We start from the raw sequence: 15879 nt of genomic DNA on the forward strand, positions 1-15879 counted from the left end.
ACCATGTTGAAATTTATTTTGTCAGTCATTATCTCAGTCCATCAAAGCTATTTTTAAATTCAAAAGGCGGATGTATCAATCTTCACGCCTTCTATTCTTATTTTAACCTTCCATATAATCTCTTAATTCTTTATCTTTTAAGCCAGCATTGATTGCGATCAAGAGTTTTAGCCGAGCCTTGGCGGCATTGAGCTCTTTGACAAAGAAGATGCCGTGCTCGTGAAGTTGAACTCCGCCACCGTCGTAGGCATAAACTGGTTCCGCAATCCCATTGAAGCAACGAGAAACTAAAGCAATGGGGAGGCCAGACTCTTGAAACACAAATAGTTTTTCCGCAACCTCCCTAGGAAGATTTCCTGCACCAAAAGCTTCGATAATTAAGCCATCCATTTGTCGGACATCGAGCATATCAAGAAGGTCTGTCTTCATGCCAGCATAGGCAGAAACAATGGGGACGACTCCCTTAATCTCTTGCAAATCAAATCGAACACGAGGTTCAGCTGTTTTGAAATAGAGAACTTCTTTTTTCATGACCAAGCCTAGAGGACCGTGAGTTGGTGTTTGAAAAGTACTGACATTGGTTGTATGGGTTTTGGTCACGTACTTGGCTGCATGGACTTCGTCATTCATCACGACCAAAACACCCTTGTCTTGTGATTTGGGATCTGCCGCGACCCGGATGGCAGTCAGATAGTTATAGACGCCATCACTCCCTAATTCGTTGGAGCTCCTCATGGCTCCTGTCAGGACTACCGAAATAATTGGCAAGTCCATGGTATCTAGAAAGTAGGCTGTTTCTTCAAGAGTATCGGTGCCGTGGGTGATGACAATTCCATCATACTGGGAAGCCTCTTTCTGAATCTTATGATAGAGTTGCAACATGTGCTGAGGAGTTACATGAGGGCTAGGTAAATTTAAAAAATCTTCTGAAGTAAGCTCAATCCCTGCCAGTGGCAAATCAATATGGTTCATGGGGTTGGATGAATTGGTCACGACAGCTCCAGTGGCATCCGCCTGCATGGAGATGGTCCCTCCTGTATGAAGGGCCAAAATTTTCTTAATCATGTGTGTCTCCTTAGAATGTGTGTTATAATTTATTGTATCATAAAACGGAAAGAAAGCAGTTATCATGGAAATAAAAGCGGTCTTTTTTGACATTGACGGAACCTTAGTCAACGATAGTCGAATGGTTTTAAAGTCGACCGAAAAAGCCATTCGCGCCTTAAAGGAACAAGGAATTTTTGTTGGTTTGGCAACAGGGAGAGGACCCTTCTTTGTCCGTCCTTTTATCGAGCGTTATGACTTTGATTTTGCGGTCACCTATAATGGTCAGTATATTTTCACCAAGGACAAGGTCTTATCTGCTTCTCCAATTGATAAGAAGAATCTGCATGACTTGATTGACTATGCAAAGAATCATCGCATCGAAATCGCCTTAGGAACAGAAGATGGAGTTGAAGGTTCGCGCATTATGAGTTTTGGTCTGAGTCCGATTTCTCTATGGTCTGCACGATTTGTACCAAAAGGCTTTTCGAAGGCAGTTAGTCAAGGCTTCAACAAAGTGGTCAGCAAGGTTGTTCCTCAGGACCAAAAGCAACTGCAACAAATTGCTCAAGGACCAGTTTATCAGGTTCTCTTATTAGCTAGTCCTAAAGATACTCAAAAAGTTGAGCAAGCTTTTCCTGATTTAAAATTTACGCGTTCCAGTCCCTTTGCGGCAGATGTTATCAACCCTGGTAACTCAAAAATGGAGGGGATTCGGATTGTAGGAGAAGAATTTGGCTTCTCGATGGACCAAGTTATGGCCTTTGGAGATTCGGATAATGACTTAGAGATGCTTTCGGGTGTCGGTCTGTCGATTGCGATGGGGAATGGGACAAGCAAGGTTAAAGAAGTAGCTCAGCATACGACGACCAGTAATACCAAAGATGGGATCCAAAAAGCGCTGGAACATTTTGGTATTATCACGGATCAGTCACTTTTTGTTAGTCGCGATGACCACTTTAATAAGGTCAAAGCCTTTCATCAACTCATGGATGGTCAAACCCAGGAAGAACCAAAGGCCTGGGACAATCAAGAGGCTCTTTACCGAACCATGTTTAAGCAGGAAGAACTGGTTGAATTTATCCGCGCGGCTAGCAAAGACGAAGCAACCTTTGATCGTTCAATTGAAAGCTTGCATCAAGCCCTAGATGAGGCAGCTAATAAGGTTCGTAGCAAGCATCCAGCTGAGATCTCCGTGGTGGGGCAGGTTGATGCCTTGATTGATACGCTGTATCTGACTTATGGTAGTTTTGTTCTAATGGGGGTTGATCCTGAAGAGGTCTTTGAGATTGTTCACCGCGCCAATATGGGGAAAATTTTCCCAGATGGTCAGGCACACTTTGATGAAGTCACGCATAAAATTTTAAAACCAGACGACTGGGAAGAAAAGTATGCACCTGAGCCAGCCATTCAAAAAGAGCTGGAACGGCAAATCAAAGCTTATCAAAAACATTGCTCTGAAAAAATAGTAGAATCTGAAGAAACTAAAAAGGTGTGAGGAAATTCATTTTCCTTCACACCTTTTTGTTTTTTATAAAGTTTATAAGGTCTTTTCTGACTCACGAACCACTAACAAATCGACTTTGGCATGGCGGAGGATATATTCAGAAGAAGAACCAACTAGTAAACGTTCAAAAGCATTTAGACCAGTCGCCCCAACCATGATGAGGTCAACACCTTCTGCTTCTGGGATATCAGTTGCTAAGAGAACTTTTGGATTTCCCATTTCAACCACCGAAGCAATATCTTGGACGCCAGCTTCTTTTGCACGCTTGATATACCCTTCTAATAGTTCATTGGCTTCTGTTTGGAATCCTTCATACACCTCGGCATCAAAGCTAGAGACACTTTGTAAAGCACGTGTATCAACGACATGAGCAAGGGTAAGTTTAGAACCGTTTCGCAACGCAACATTGACCCCTTTCTCAAAAGCGAGTTCAGCTTCGCGAGATCCATCAACTGCAACCATGATGTTTTCGTATTTTTGAGACATGTTCCGTCCTCCTTTACTGCTTGAAAAACGTGAAAATGAAATGGATGAACCCATTTATGTTACCTATAATTATATTTTAAACCTTTTACCATAGAAAGTAAAGGTCAAATCAGATATCTATAGGATTTCATCGAGAATGAAAGAGGTTGCTTAGTTGTACTCGAGATTAACTAGTGGTATAATGGAAGCAGTTTGATAAAGTGAGGAAAAAATCATGAAAGAATACAATAAGTCCGTCAAACTGGAGCACGTCGCTTACGATATTCGTGGTCCAGTCTTAGAAGAAGCGATGCGCATGCGGGCAAACGGGGAGAAAATCCTTCGCTTAAATACAGGAAATCCGGCTGAATTTGGGTTTACAGCTCCCGACGAAGTCATTCATGATTTGATTATGAATGCTCGGGATAGTGAAGGGTATTCGGATTCAAAAGGAATTTTTTCTGCTCGTAAGGCCATTATGCAGTATAGCCAATTGAAAAAGATTCCGAATGTTGAGATTGATGATATCTATATCGGAAATGGTGTTAGTGAGCTAATTGTGATGTCTATGCAAGGCTTGCTGGATAATGGGGATGAAGTACTTGTACCAATGCCAGACTATCCTCTTTGGACAGCAGCGGTCAGCCTAGCAGGTGGTAATGCAGTGCATTATGTCTGTGATGAAGAGGCTGAGTGGTTTCCTGATATTGATGATATCAAGTCAAAAATCACATCGAACACTAAGGCTATCGTCGTGATCAACCCTAACAACCCGACCGGAGCGCTTTATCCAGATGAGGTGTTGTTGGAAATTGTCGAGATTGCTCGCCAACATGGCTTGATTATCTTTGCAGATGAAATCTATGATCGCTTGGTCATGGATGGTGCCAAACACACAGCCATTGCTAGTCTCGCGCCAGATTTATTCTGTGTCAGCATGAACGGTTTGTCCAAATCACACCGCATCGCGGGCTTCCGTGTCGGCTGGATGGTCTTGTCTGGACCAAAACACCACGTGAAGGGCTATATCGAAGGTTTGAACATGCTTTCTAATATGCGCCTGTGTTCAAACGTCTTGGCCCAACAAGTGGTACAGACTTCTTTGGGAGGCTACCAGTCAGTGGATGAGCTCTTGCTCCCAGGTGGTCGAATTTACGAACAACGGAACTTTATCTACAAGGCCATCAATGATATTCCAGGACTTTCAGCTGTCAAACCAAAAGCTGGTCTCTATATCTTCCCTAAGATTGATCGCGAAATGTACCGAGTGGATGATGATGAGCAGTTTGTCTTGAATTTCTTAAAACAAGAAAAGGTTCTCTTGGTTCACGGACGTGGATTCAACTGGAAAGAGCCAGATCATTTCCGGATTGTTTACCTTCCACGAGTGGAAGAATTGGCTCAAATTCAAGAGAAGATGACCCGTTTCTTAAAACAATACAAACGATAATAGAAGAGAAATCGCTAATAGGCGGTTTCTTTTTTGAATGGATCCAGCGAATATTTTGTTACGTAAGGCTAATTTTTCTGAATTGCATATAATTGTAGAAAAAATAAATAATTTTCAGATAATTCGATTGAAATTCCCCCTCTTATATGATATACTTTAGCTGACTATATGCGAGGTTTATTATGGCTAAATTATTAGAAAAAACAAGAAAAATTACGTCTATCTTGAAGCGTTCTGAAGAACAGTTGCAAGATGAAATGCCTTATAATGCAATTGCCCGTCAACTGGCTGATATCATTCATTGTAACGCTTGTATTATTAATAGCAAGGGAACTCTTCTAGGTTATTTCATGCGCTATAAAACCAATAATGACCGGGTTGAGGCTTTTTTTGACAATAAAAAATTACCTGAAGATTATGCGAAAGCGGCCAGTTTAGTCTATGATACAGAGGCGAATTTAGATGTAGATCACGATTTAAGTATCTTTCCAGTAGAGACAAAGTCTGATTTTCCAGAAGGCTTGACGACCATTGCTCCCATCCATGTATCTGGGATTCGTTTGGGGTCTTTGATTATTTGGCGCAATGATAAGGAATTTGCGGATGATGATTTGATTTTGGTTGAGATTGCTAGTACCGTTGTTGGGATTCAAATGTTGAACTTCCAACGAGAGGAAGACGAGAAAAACATTCGTCGCCGGACAGCGGTCAATATGGCTGTTAATACCTTATCTTACTCTGAACTGCGGGCGGTTTCTGCCATCCTTGGGGAATTGAAGGGGAATGAAGGACAGTTAACTGCCTCTGTGATTGCGGATCGAATCGGTATTACCCGCTCTGTGATTGTCAATGCGCTTCGGAAATTGGAATCAGCTGGTATTATTGAAAGTCGTTCACTCGGGATGAAGGGAACTTATCTCAAAGTTTTGATCCCAGATATTTTTGAAGAAATTAAGAAAAGAGACTACTAATGAGCAAAGCATTAATTTCGATTGACTACACCGTTGATTTTGTAGCGGATGAAGGTAAGCTAACGGCAGGAGCTCCCGCCCAAGCTATTTCTGAGAGCATTGCCCAGGTGACCCAATTAACCTTTGATCAAGGAGCCTATGTCTTTTTTGCTATTGATGCACATGATATAGACGACCCCTTTCATCCAGAAAGCAAGCTCTTCCCACCCCATAATATTATTGGGACTAGTGGACGGGATTTGTACGGTCCCTTAGCTGATTTTTATCGGGAGCACAAAGCGGATCCACGCGTCTTTTGGATGGACAAGCGTCATTATTCTGCTTTTTCAGGAACGGACTTGGATATCCGCCTCCGGGAACGTGGCGTAGATACCGTTATTTTAACGGGAGTCTTAACGGACATTTGTGTCCTCCATACAGCAGTGGATGCCTATAATCTGGGCTATCAGATTGAAGTGGTAGCGCCTGCAGTGGCGTCGCTTACTCCTGAAAATCACCAGTTTGCTTTAAATCATTTCAAACATGTTTTAGGAGCAAAACTGGTGAATGAACAATTAGAAGAATTGTAAGATTAGAGTTCGAGGAGAAAGGCCTAGTGCCTCCCATTCCTCGGACTCTATTTTCTTGCCAAACTACCGCATAAATACTAAAAATATGGTAAAATAGAGGGTATTGAAAAATCATCATTTCACGAAAGGAAGCAAGATGAAAATTACGCAAGAAGAGGTAACCCACGTTGCCAATCTTTCAAAATTGAAATTCTCTCCAGAAGAGACAGCTGAGTTTGCGACAACCTTATCGAAGATTGTTGATATGGTGGAATTGTTGGAAGAAGTGGACACAACCGATGTGGCCCCAACAACAACCATGGCGGATCGTAAGACCGTATTGCGTCCGGATGTCGCTGAAAAAGGCACTGACCGCGACCGTTTGTTTAAAAATGTACCTGAAAAAGATAACTACTACATCAAGGTGCCAGCTATCCTAGAAGATGGAGGAGATGCCTAATGTCATTCAACCATAAAACCATTGAAGAGTTGCACGACCTCCTTGTCTCTAAGGAAATTTCAGCAACCGAATTGACCCAAGCGACGCTTGATGATATCAAGGCGCGTGAAGAAGCCGTCAATGCCTTTGTAACGGTGGCAGAAGAAGTAGCTCTTGCGCAAGCTAAGGTCATTGATGAAAAAGGGATCGATGCAGATAACCTCTTATCAGGGATTCCACTCGCCGTCAAAGACAATATCTCAACAGATGGCATCTTGACAACTGCAGCTTCAAAAATGCTTTACAACTACGAACCTATCTTTGATGCGACAGCGGTTGCTAACGCCAAATCTAAAGGTATGATTGTCGTTGGTAAGACCAACATGGATGAATTTGCCATGGGTGGATCTGGTGAGACTTCTTACTATGGGCCAACCAAGAATGCTTGGGATCACAGCAAAGTGCCCGGTGGATCTTCTAGTGGTTCAGCAGCTGCTGTAGCTTCAGGACAAGTCCGTTTGTCCCTTGGTTCAGATACCGGTGGTTCTATCCGTCAACCGGCTGCCTTCAACGGAATCGTCGGTCTCAAACCAACTTATGGAACAGTTTCTCGTTTCGGTCTCATTGCCTTTGGTAGCTCACTCGACCAAATTGGTCCTTTTGCACCAACCGTTAAGGAAAATGCCCTCTTGCTCAATGTCATTGCCAGTGAAGATGTCAAAGATTCAACTTCAGCGCCCGTCCGCGTAGCAGACTTTACTTCTAAGATCGGTCAAGATATCAAAGGCATGAAGATTGCCCTTCCGAAAGAATACCTTGGGGAAGGGATTGACCCAGAAGTCAAAGAAACCATCCTCAACGCTGCTAAGCACTTTGAAAAATTGGGAGCAACTGTCGAAGAAGTCAGCCTGCCTCATTCTAAATACGGGGTTGCTGTCTACTACATCATCGCTTCATCTGAAGCTTCTTCAAACTTGCAACGTTTTGACGGGATTCGTTATGGTTTCCGTGCGGAAGATGCCAAGAACTTGGATGATATCTACGTGAACACTCGTAGCCAAGGTTTTGGTGACGAAGTCAAACGCCGTATCATGCTGGGTACTTTTAGTTTGTCATCTGGTTACTACGATGCTTACTACAAGAAAGCTGGTCAGGTCCGGACACTTATTATCCAAGACTTCGAAAAAGTCTTTGCGGATTACGACCTCATCCTTGGTCCTACAGCTCCAAGCGTGGCCTTTGATTTGGATTCGCTCAACCATGATCCTGTTGCCATGTACTTGGCGGACTTGTTGACCATTCCAGTTAACTTGGCGGGTCTTCCAGGGATTTCGATTCCTGCAGGATTTGCTCAAGGTCTTCCAGTTGGTTTGCAGTTGATTGGTCCTAAGTATTCGGAAGAGACCATCTACCAAGCCGCAGCTGCCTTTGAAGCAACGACGGATTACCACAAGCAACAACCCCTTATTTTCGGAGGTGACAATTAATGAACTTTGAAACAGTCATCGGACTTGAAGTCCACGTTGAATTGAATACAAACTCAAAAATTTTCTCACCAACCTCTGCCCACTTTGGGAACGAGCAAAATGCCAATACCAATGTGATCGACTGGTCTTTCCCAGGGGTACTTCCTGTCTTGAACAAGGGTGTTGTGGACGCTGGAATCAAGGCTGCCTTGGCCTTAAATATGGATATCCACCAGCACATGCACTTTGACCGTAAGAACTATTTCTACCCTGATAATCCAAAAGCTTACCAAATTTCGCAATTTGATGAGCCTATCGGTTACAATGGGTGGATTGAAGTGCAACTAGAAGACGGCTCAACTAAGAAAATCGGGATTGAACGGGCCCACTTGGAAGAAGATGCTGGTAAGAACACGCATGGTACAGACGGCTTCTCTTATGTAGACCTCAACCGTCAAGGGGTACCACTGATTGAGATTGTATCTGAAGCAGATATGCGTTCTCCAGAAGAAGCTTATGCTTATTTGACAGCTCTCAAAGAAGTCATCCAATACACAGGTATTTCAGACGTCAAGATGGAAGAAGGATCGATGCGGGTCGATGCCAACATTTCCCTTCGCCCATATGGTCAAGAGGAATTTGGTACCAAGACGGAGTTGAAAAACTTGAACTCTTTCTCAAATGTCCGTAAGGGGCTTGAATACGAAGTGGAGCGTCAAGCGAAAATCTTGCGCTCAGGTGGGGTCATTCGTCAAGAAACACGTCGTTATGATGAAGCTAACAAGAGCACGATTCTAATGCGTGTCAAAGAAGGAGCGGCAGATTACCGTTACTTCCCAGAACCAGACCTTCCCTTGTTTGAAATCTCAGATGAGTGGATCGAGGAAATGCGTACAGAGTTGCCAGAGTTTCCAAAAGATCGCCGTGCTCGCTACGTGGCGGAGCTTGGCTTATCTGACTATGATGCCAACCAATTGACAGCGACGAAAGTTACTTCTGACTTCTTTGAAGCAGCGGTAGCCCTTGGAGGCGATGCCAAACAAGTGTCAAACTGGCTCCAAGGTGAAGTGGCACAATTCTTGAATGCTGAAGGAAAAACACTGGAAGAAATCCAATTGACACCAGAAAACTTGGTCGAAATGATTGCCATCATCGAAGATGGAACCATCTCATCTAAGATTGCTAAGAAAGTCTTCGTTCACTTAGCGAAAAACGGTGGCGGTGCTCGTGACTACGTCGAAAAAGCTGGATTGGTACAGATTTCAGATCCGGAAGTCTTGATCCCTATCATCCACCAAGTCTTTGTAGACAACGAAGCAGCCGTAGCCGACTTCAAGTCCGGGAAGCGGAATGCGGACAAGGCCTTCACCGGCTTCCTTATGAAAGCAACCAAAGGCCAAGCCAATCCACAAGTAGCCCTCAAGTTACTTGCCCAAGAATTGGCGAAGTTGAAAGAAGAGTAATAGAGAAAAACTAGCCGAGAGGTTGGTTTTTTCTATCCATAAAATTGTGTTAGAATAGGAAAGACCATTACATATCAACTAGCATTAGGAGAAGTTACATGAACAAATTTTTAAGAGCCTTATTTGTCCTAGTTATCATCGCCATGTCTGGAGCCATTATTTTTCAGCTCTTCTTTCCATCCTATATGGGAAGTCATTCGGGATATGGTGTTTCTGTCGGTTGACAGCGAGAGATTGGGATTTGGAATGTGGCAGTTCTTGTGATTCTCATTGCTGTCAATCTCAAATATGATTGGTTCTATCTTCGAACAGTACTATTGGCCTTGATCATTGGTGGGCTTGGGATTGGGACCAATCATTTATTTGCTTATCTCAACTATCATTTGCCAGTAAATGCAATTGGAGCTTTTGAAAATTATCTTCTTGTTCTGGGCTGGATTGTCGGTTGGAAATTAGAGTCATCTCGGACCGATAATTAAGATATTAACTATCTGTTTCTTCTTGACAAAGTTTGTGAAAAGGCTTACAATATAGTTGTCGGGTTTCCTGAAAGGGAAATGCAATTCATGGAAATACAAAGGAGAAACACATGGAAACAATGAAAGCTGCCCGCTGGCATGGCAAGAAGGACGTTCGTATCGAGGAAGTGGAAGTCCCTAAAGTACAACCTCATCAAGTAAAGGTTGCGGTTAAATTCACAGGAATCTGTGGAACAGACTTGCATGAATACTTGGATGGGCCAATCTTCATTCCAACAGAAGAGCATGTTTATTCTGGTCAAAAAGCACCCGTTACCCTCGGTCACGAGTTTGCTGGAGAAATTGTTGAGGTTGGAAGCGATGTGACTCGTGTCAAAGTTGGGGATCGCGTGACGATTGAACCAATTTTGGCAAAACATAACCTAATCGGTGACTACAACCTTGATCCAAACTTGAACTTCGTCGGCCTTGCGGCAGATGGTGGTTTTGCGAAGTATTGTGTGCTTGATGGTGATCTTGTGCATGTGATTCCAGATAGCTTGAGCTATGAACAAGCAGCGCTTACAGAACCTGCTGCCGTTGCTGTTTATGCCGTTCGTCAATCTGCATTGAAAACTGGGGATACAGCCGTTATCTTTGGTTTGGGGCCAATCGGTCTCTTGATTGTGGAAGCCCTTCGTGCGGCTGGTGCTTCAAAAATTTATGCAGTTGAATTGTCTCCGGAACGCCAAGCTAAGGCTGAAGAATTGGGTGCCATTGTGGTTCGTCCAGAAGAAGGTGAATCAATCGTTGAAGCGATCCATCGTTTAACAGGTGGTGGCGTCGATGTGTCTTATGAAGTAACAGGGGTTCCTGTTGTTCTTGGACAAGCTTTGGCAGCTGTTCATAAGGCTGGTGAATGTATGGTCGTATCCATTTGGGAACGTGAAGCGAGCATCAATCCAAATGAATTCGCTATTCAAGAAAAGACCCTCAAAGGGATTATCGCTTATCGCCACATCTTCCCTAAAGTATTGGAATTAATGGAACAAGGCTACTTCTCTGCTGAAAAATTGGTTACCAAGAAAATCAAATTGGAAAATATTGTTCAAGATGGCTTTATCGAATTGACGCAAGATAAATCTCAAATCAAGATTTTAGTTGAGCCGTAATGTACCAAACTTATAGTATGAAACCAGTCCATATGGGCTGGTTTTTTTTAATGAGAGAGAACAATATAAAAAGATAGTATAAATTACGAAAACGCTTGCATAAATAATTTTTACATGCTATACTGGTTGAACACTGATTATTTTAAGGAGACAGATATGAAACAGAAACCTTCTGTGACAGGCGATAAACAAGTCGTCTATGCGATTCGTCGATTGAAAAATGGCGTTGGTTCGGTGGCGATTGCGACGAGCTTGGCTTTATTAACAGCCTTTGCTGGTCCGGTCAGTGCGGATGAAGGGATCAACACCCCTGCACAAGCCTCAGAAGTGGTGACAGCCCCTTCTAATGAAGAGGTTAGTTCTTCATCTGATGCGAAACCAGCTACGACCACTGAGACAAGTGAAACCCCAAAAGTGGCGGATGAAAGTGTCACATCGCCCGAAAATGTAAGCGCACTCACTGAAGAGGTGGTATCCCCTAAGGCTGAGAAGGCAGAAGAGCCGATTGCTGATCAGACTATCCGGATTCACGTGAAAAAGCTACCAGAAGAAAACAAGGAAACGCATGGTCTCTGGACCTGGGATGATGTTGAAAAACCATCGGAAAACTGGCCGACAGGTGCCCAATCCTTTAAGGACGCTAAGACGGATGACTACGGCTATTATCTAGATGTCAAGCTCAAAAATGACCAGGCTAAGAAGATTAGCTTCCTTATCAACAATGTTAAAGGGGACAATATCACAGGCGACAAGTCCATTGAATTGCTCTCTCCAAAAATGAATGAAGCTTGGTTGGACGACAAATTTAAGGTCTATTCTTATCAGCCTCAAGCAGAGGGGACTGTCAGAGTGAATTATTACCGGACAGATGGCAACTATGACAAAAAATCTCTCTGGTATTGGGGAGATGTAGAAAATCCGAGCAGTGCTGCTTGGCCGGATGGGACAGATTTTGTAGCGACAGGGAAATACGGTCGTTACATCGATATCCCCCTAAAGGAAGCTGCAAAAGAATTTGGTTTCTTATTATTGGATGAAAGCAAGTCTGGAGACGATGTGAAGATTCGACAAGAAGATTATAAATTTGCTGATTTGAAGAACCACAGCCAGATTTTCTTACGGGACGATGATCCGACCGTTTATACTAACCCATACTATGTCAACGATATCCGTATGACAGGTGCCCAGCATGTTGGTAAGGAAAAGATTGAAGCCAGCTTCTCGACCTTGGCAGGAGCACAGAAAGAGGAGTTGCTCAAGCGGACCAAGATCACAGATGCTCAGGGAAATCCTGTCACCATCTCGGACCTTCTTCTAGATGAAGCAGGGAAGAAAGTAACCTATACAGGGGATTTCTCTCAGGTTGATCAATCCTATACGGTTCAATACGACAATGATCGCTTCACAACCAAAATGAACTGGCGCCTCAAGGATGAAGCTTATAGCTATGATGGAACTCTCGGAGCTCATCTTCATGAAGCTGGGAAAAAAGTGGATCTTACCCTCTGGTCACCAAGTGCGGATAAAGTATCCGTTGTCGTCTATGATAAGAATGATTCTGAAAAACTAGTTGGTCGTGTGGCTTTAGAAAAAGGGGAGAGAGGTACTTGGAAGCAGACCCTTTCTGCTGATTCAGGACTGGATATCCAAGATTATACGGGCTATTTCTACCAGTATGAAATTGAACGCCAAGGGAAAACCTTCACAGTCCTTGATCCTTATGCCAAATCGTTAGCCGCTTGGAACAGTGAATTGGCCAAGACAGATGATGTCCATAAGGTAGCAAAAGCAGCCTTTGTAGATCCAAGTAAATTAGGTCCGAGTGACTTAACCTATGCGTCCATTCCAAACTTCAAGAAAAGGGAAGATGCCATCATCTATGAAGCCCATGTCCGCGACTTCACTTCTGATCCGGCTTTGGCGTCAGAGCTTAAGAGCCAGTTTGGGACCTTTGCTTCCTTTGTTGAAAAATTGGATTACCTCAAAGATCTTGGTGTAACGCACGTTCAACTCTTACCAGTTCTGTCTTATTACCATGTCAATGAATTAAAAAATAGCGAGCGCTTGTTAGAGTATGCATCAAGCAATAGCAACTACAACTGGGGCTATGATCCACAGAACTACTTCGCCTTGTCAGGGATGTATTCAACAGATCCAAGCAATCCTCAAAAACGGATTGAAGAATTCAAGAATTTGGTCAATGAAATCCACAAACGTGGAATGGGAGTGGTACTAGACGTTGTCTATAACCACACAGCTAATGTGGATATCTTTGAGTATATCGAGCCGAATTACTATCATTTCATGGATGCGGACGGTACGCCTCGGACAAGCTTTGGTGGTGGACGCTTGGGAACAACCCACTACATGTCCAAACGGGTCTTGGTTGATTCAATCAAGTATTTAGTGGATACATATAAGGTGGATGGTTTCCGATTTGACATGATGGGAGACCATGATGCAGCCTCTATCGAAGAAGCCTACAAGGCAGCCCGGGCTCTGAATCCAAATCTCATCATGTTGGGAGAAGGCTGGGTGACCTATGCAGGTGATGAAAACAGCCCAGTACAACCAGCTGACCAATCTTGGATGAAGAAAACAGATACTGTTGCAGTATTCTCAGATGATGTTCGAAACAATCTAAAATCTGGCTATCCAAATGAGGGGCAACCTGCCTTTATCACCAATGGAAAACGGAAAATTGCGACTATCTTTAAGAATCTCATCGCACAACCAACCAACTTTGAGGCAGATAGTCCAGGTGATGTTATCCAATACATTGCAGCCCATGATAACTTGACCCTCTTTGATATTATCGCTCTGTCTATCAAGAAGGATCCAAACATTCCAGCAAATAATGCAGAGATCCATCGTCGCTTGCGTCTCGGAAATCTGCTTGTCTTGACAGCTCAAGGGACACCTTTCCTTCATTCTGGTCAAGAATATGGTCGGACCAAGCAGTTCAAGGATCCAGCTTACCGCACGCCTGTTTCCGATGACAAGATTCCAAACAAATCTCATTTGTTGGTCGATGAAAACGGAAAACCATTCGACTACCCTTACTTTATCCATGATTCCTATGACTCAAGTGATGCCATCAACCACTTTGATTGGGAAAAAGCAACCAATGAAGACCTCTATCCAGAGAATACGCGCTCTCGGGCCTTCACCAAAGGGTTAATTGCCCTTCGTAAGTCGACAGATGCCTTCCGGATGGATAATATGGATGAAGTGAAGAGTCGTGTCAAGCCCTTGACGATTCCAGGTGAGAATGGTGTGGAAGAAGAGGATCAGGTGATTGGCTACCAAATCACTGCAAGCAATGGGGAAGTATACTTGGTATTGGTAAATGCAGATACCAAGGCGCGTGACTTTGCTCTAGGAACTGACCTAGAACGCTTTAGAAATGCAGATGTTCTAGTGGATGGGGAACGCGCAGGTGTTATCAATTTAACGGATCCAAAAGGTCTTAGCTGGACAGAAAGAGGACTTCGACTGGATGCTTTGACTGCAACTGTTTTGCGTTTGTCTGCTAAGGAAGAAGCTGAAAATCCAGCACTTCCGGATCGACCTGAATACCATACACCGGTATCTCCATCTCCAGAGAAAGTCCTTCCTTCGCAAACTGCTAAACCGACGCCACAACTCCTTGCTCAAAAGAACGAAGAGCCAGAGGTTCAAGATTTGGCTCCTCATCATGACTCCGAGTCAGTTGAACATGGAGAAGAAGCAAGTACAGCTCGCGCGCTTCCTGAAACAGGAGAAGCGAGCTCCAACCTCACCAGTCTGGCTGGACTTCTTCTCTTAGGAAGTCTCGGGTTAGGAATGGCTAAGAAAGGGAGAGAAGAAGACTAAGCTCTTCTAGATAGGACCTTAAAAATACTTTTTAAATCCTGCATAAAATCAGCCCATTTGGGCTGGTTTTTGTGTTACAATGAGGATGTAAATAATATTTTTGGAGGCAGTATGTCTACAACTCTAAAAGGGACTTTGATCACTTTAATAGCAGGGATTGCTTGGGGACTATCCGGAGTTAGCGGGCAATATTTAATGGCTCATGGATTTTCGGCTATCGGGTTAACAAATCTTCGTCTACTTTTTTCAGGTATTGTCCTTATTATATTTTCCTACGTAGCGGATAAGGAGAAGGCTTTAGCCTTTGTCAATGATAAATCTTCCTACATTCCCCTTTTACTTTTTCCTTTTTAGGATTGTTACTGACTCAGCTGACTTATTTAGAGGCGATTGCTGAAACAAATGCTGGGACAGCTACGGTGTTACAGTATCTCTGTCCAGTGGGAATTTTAGCCTATACCTGTGTCAAGGATAGGGTGGCCCCTACACTAGCGGAAGTAGTTTCGATGCTTTTAGCGATTGGAGGCACATTCTTAATTGCAACACATGGTCAGCTCAACCACCTGGCCATCAATCCAAAAGGTTTGGCTTGGGGAGTGGTGTCTGCCTTTGCCTATGCCCTTTATATCATTCTACCTCTGAACTTGATTCAAAAATGGGGAAGTATGTTGGTTATTGGAGTTGGGATGGCTATTCCAGGAATCCTAATGATCCCTTTTAGTGGCCTTCTCTCTTCTTCTGGAAACTACAGACTCGATACCTGGATGGCCCTTTTTGGCTTGGTGGTTATTGGAACGATTTTTGCCTATACAGCCTTTCTGAAAGGCACCTCTTTGGTCGGAGCCGTTAAAGGAAGTTTGCTGGCTTCCTTTGAGCCTATTTCGGCAGTTTTCTTTGCCTTTGTCATTATGAAGGAGCATTTCTTTATTATTGACTTCTTGGGTATGGGCATGATTCTGTTAGCGGTCCTCTTGATCACTCTAAAGGACTTCATTATTCAAAAAGAAAAAGGAATTCTATAAAAAAGATGCTGGGCTGTTG

At 43.4% G+C, this 15879-nt stretch carries 11 protein-coding genes and 2 pseudogenes; 11 read left to right on the top strand and 2 right to left on the bottom strand.

Annotation, left to right across the window (positions count from 1 at the left end):
* Positions 1–102: 102 nt before the first annotated feature.
* Positions 103–1065, bottom strand: coding sequence for an asparaginase (locus HMPREF9421_RS03990; protein ID WP_006597164.1), 963 nt, complete (start codon positions 1063–1065; stop codon positions 103–105).
* 64 nt (positions 1066–1129) lie between these two features.
* On the opposite strand from HMPREF9421_RS03990, the gene HMPREF9421_RS03995 reads away from it, so the two are divergent.
* Positions 1130–2542 (top strand): Cof-type HAD-IIB family hydrolase, encoded by a 1413-nt coding sequence (locus tag HMPREF9421_RS03995; RefSeq protein WP_006595703.1) that lies wholly within the window; start codon positions 1130–1132, stop codon positions 2540–2542.
* Positions 2543–2584: 42 nt separating this feature from the next.
* Here the strand turns inward: HMPREF9421_RS03995 and HMPREF9421_RS04000 are convergent, their stop codons facing one another.
* A complete protein-coding gene (locus tag HMPREF9421_RS04000) occupies positions 2585–3037 on the bottom strand; it encodes a universal stress protein (protein WP_006595704.1) in 453 nt (150 codons plus the stop codon).
* A 214-nt stretch (positions 3038–3251) separates the two neighbouring features.
* Here HMPREF9421_RS04000 and HMPREF9421_RS04005 point away from each other — a divergent pair, with 214 nt between their 5' ends.
* The 10 genes and pseudogenes from HMPREF9421_RS04005 to HMPREF9421_RS04050 all read left to right on the top strand — a co-directional run bounded on the left by HMPREF9421_RS04005 (position 3252) and on the right by HMPREF9421_RS04050 (position 15860).
* Positions 3252–4466 carry a pyridoxal phosphate-dependent aminotransferase gene (locus tag HMPREF9421_RS04005; protein WP_006595705.1) on the top strand — a complete coding sequence of 405 codons (1215 nt, stop codon included), beginning with the start codon at positions 3252–3254 and terminating at the stop codon, positions 4464–4466.
* A gap of 182 nt (positions 4467–4648) precedes the next feature.
* Positions 4649–5437, top strand: coding sequence for a GTP-sensing pleiotropic transcriptional regulator CodY (gene codY, locus HMPREF9421_RS04010; RefSeq protein ID WP_006595706.1), 789 nt, complete (start codon positions 4649–4651; stop codon positions 5435–5437).
* Positions 5437–6006, top strand: a complete 570-nt coding sequence (locus HMPREF9421_RS04015) for a cysteine hydrolase family protein (protein WP_006595707.1) — start codon at positions 5437–5439, stop codon at positions 6004–6006. Before codY ends, HMPREF9421_RS04015 begins: the two co-directional genes overlap by 1 nt.
* Before the next feature lie 136 nt (positions 6007–6142).
* The gene (gene gatC / locus HMPREF9421_RS04020) at positions 6143–6445 is read left to right on the top strand and encodes an Asp-tRNA(Asn)/Glu-tRNA(Gln) amidotransferase subunit GatC (RefSeq protein ID WP_006595708.1); all 303 of its coding nucleotides are present in this window, start codon (positions 6143–6145) and stop codon (positions 6443–6445) included.
* Positions 6445–7911 carry an Asp-tRNA(Asn)/Glu-tRNA(Gln) amidotransferase subunit GatA gene (gatA, locus tag HMPREF9421_RS04025; RefSeq protein WP_006595709.1) on the top strand — a complete coding sequence of 489 codons (1467 nt, stop codon included), beginning with the start codon at positions 6445–6447 and terminating at the stop codon, positions 7909–7911. Before gatC ends, gatA begins: the two co-directional genes overlap by 1 nt.
* Positions 7911–9353, top strand: coding sequence for an Asp-tRNA(Asn)/Glu-tRNA(Gln) amidotransferase subunit GatB (gatB, locus tag HMPREF9421_RS04030; protein WP_006595710.1), 1443 nt, complete (start codon positions 7911–7913; stop codon positions 9351–9353). Before gatA ends, gatB begins: the two co-directional genes overlap by 1 nt.
* A gap of 98 nt (positions 9354–9451) precedes the next feature.
* Positions 9452–9832: pseudogene (locus HMPREF9421_RS10675) on the top strand (hypothetical protein).
* A 110-nt stretch (positions 9833–9942) separates the two neighbouring features.
* The gene (locus HMPREF9421_RS04040) at positions 9943–10983 is read left to right on the top strand and encodes a 2,3-butanediol dehydrogenase (protein WP_006595713.1); all 1041 of its coding nucleotides are present in this window, start codon (positions 9943–9945) and stop codon (positions 10981–10983) included.
* A 156-nt stretch (positions 10984–11139) separates the two neighbouring features.
* Positions 11140–14838 carry a pullulanase gene (locus tag HMPREF9421_RS04045; protein ID WP_006597174.1) on the top strand — a complete coding sequence of 1233 codons (3699 nt, stop codon included), beginning with the start codon at positions 11140–11142 and terminating at the stop codon, positions 14836–14838.
* 111 nt (positions 14839–14949) lie between these two features.
* Positions 14950–15860 (top strand): annotated as a pseudogene (locus HMPREF9421_RS04050) (DMT family transporter).
* The last annotated feature ends 19 nt before the right edge of the window (positions 15861–15879 follow it).

The sequence above is a fragment of the Streptococcus australis ATCC 700641 genome (genome assembly GCF_000186465.1).
In the GTDB taxonomy this organism is placed as follows: domain Bacteria; phylum Bacillota; class Bacilli; order Lactobacillales; family Streptococcaceae; genus Streptococcus; species Streptococcus australis.

Excerpts from the sequence above, each read along its gene's own strand:
- HMPREF9421_RS04000 (WP_006595704.1), bottom strand. The coding sequence starts at position 3,037 with ATGTCTCAAAAATACGAAAACATCATGGTTGCAGTTGATGGATCTCGC.
- HMPREF9421_RS03990 (WP_006597164.1), bottom strand. The coding sequence starts at position 1,065 with ATGATTAAGAAAATTTTGGCCCTTCATACAGGAGGGACCATCTCCATG.
- HMPREF9421_RS03995 (WP_006595703.1), top strand. The coding sequence starts at position 1,130 with ATGGAAATAAAAGCGGTCTTTTTTGACATTGACGGAACCTTAGTCAAC.
- HMPREF9421_RS04015 (WP_006595707.1), top strand. The coding sequence starts at position 5,437 with ATGAGCAAAGCATTAATTTCGATTGACTACACCGTTGATTTTGTAGCG.
- gatC (WP_006595708.1), top strand. The coding sequence starts at position 6,143 with ATGAAAATTACGCAAGAAGAGGTAACCCACGTTGCCAATCTTTCAAAA.
- HMPREF9421_RS04040 (WP_006595713.1), top strand. The coding sequence starts at position 9,943 with ATGGAAACAATGAAAGCTGCCCGCTGGCATGGCAAGAAGGACGTTCGT.
- HMPREF9421_RS04005 (WP_006595705.1), top strand. The coding sequence starts at position 3,252 with ATGAAAGAATACAATAAGTCCGTCAAACTGGAGCACGTCGCTTACGAT.
- codY (WP_006595706.1), top strand. The coding sequence starts at position 4,649 with ATGGCTAAATTATTAGAAAAAACAAGAAAAATTACGTCTATCTTGAAG.
- gatA (WP_006595709.1), top strand. The coding sequence starts at position 6,445 with ATGTCATTCAACCATAAAACCATTGAAGAGTTGCACGACCTCCTTGTC.
- HMPREF9421_RS04045 (WP_006597174.1), top strand. The coding sequence starts at position 11,140 with ATGAAACAGAAACCTTCTGTGACAGGCGATAAACAAGTCGTCTATGCG.
- gatB (WP_006595710.1), top strand. The coding sequence starts at position 7,911 with ATGAACTTTGAAACAGTCATCGGACTTGAAGTCCACGTTGAATTGAAT.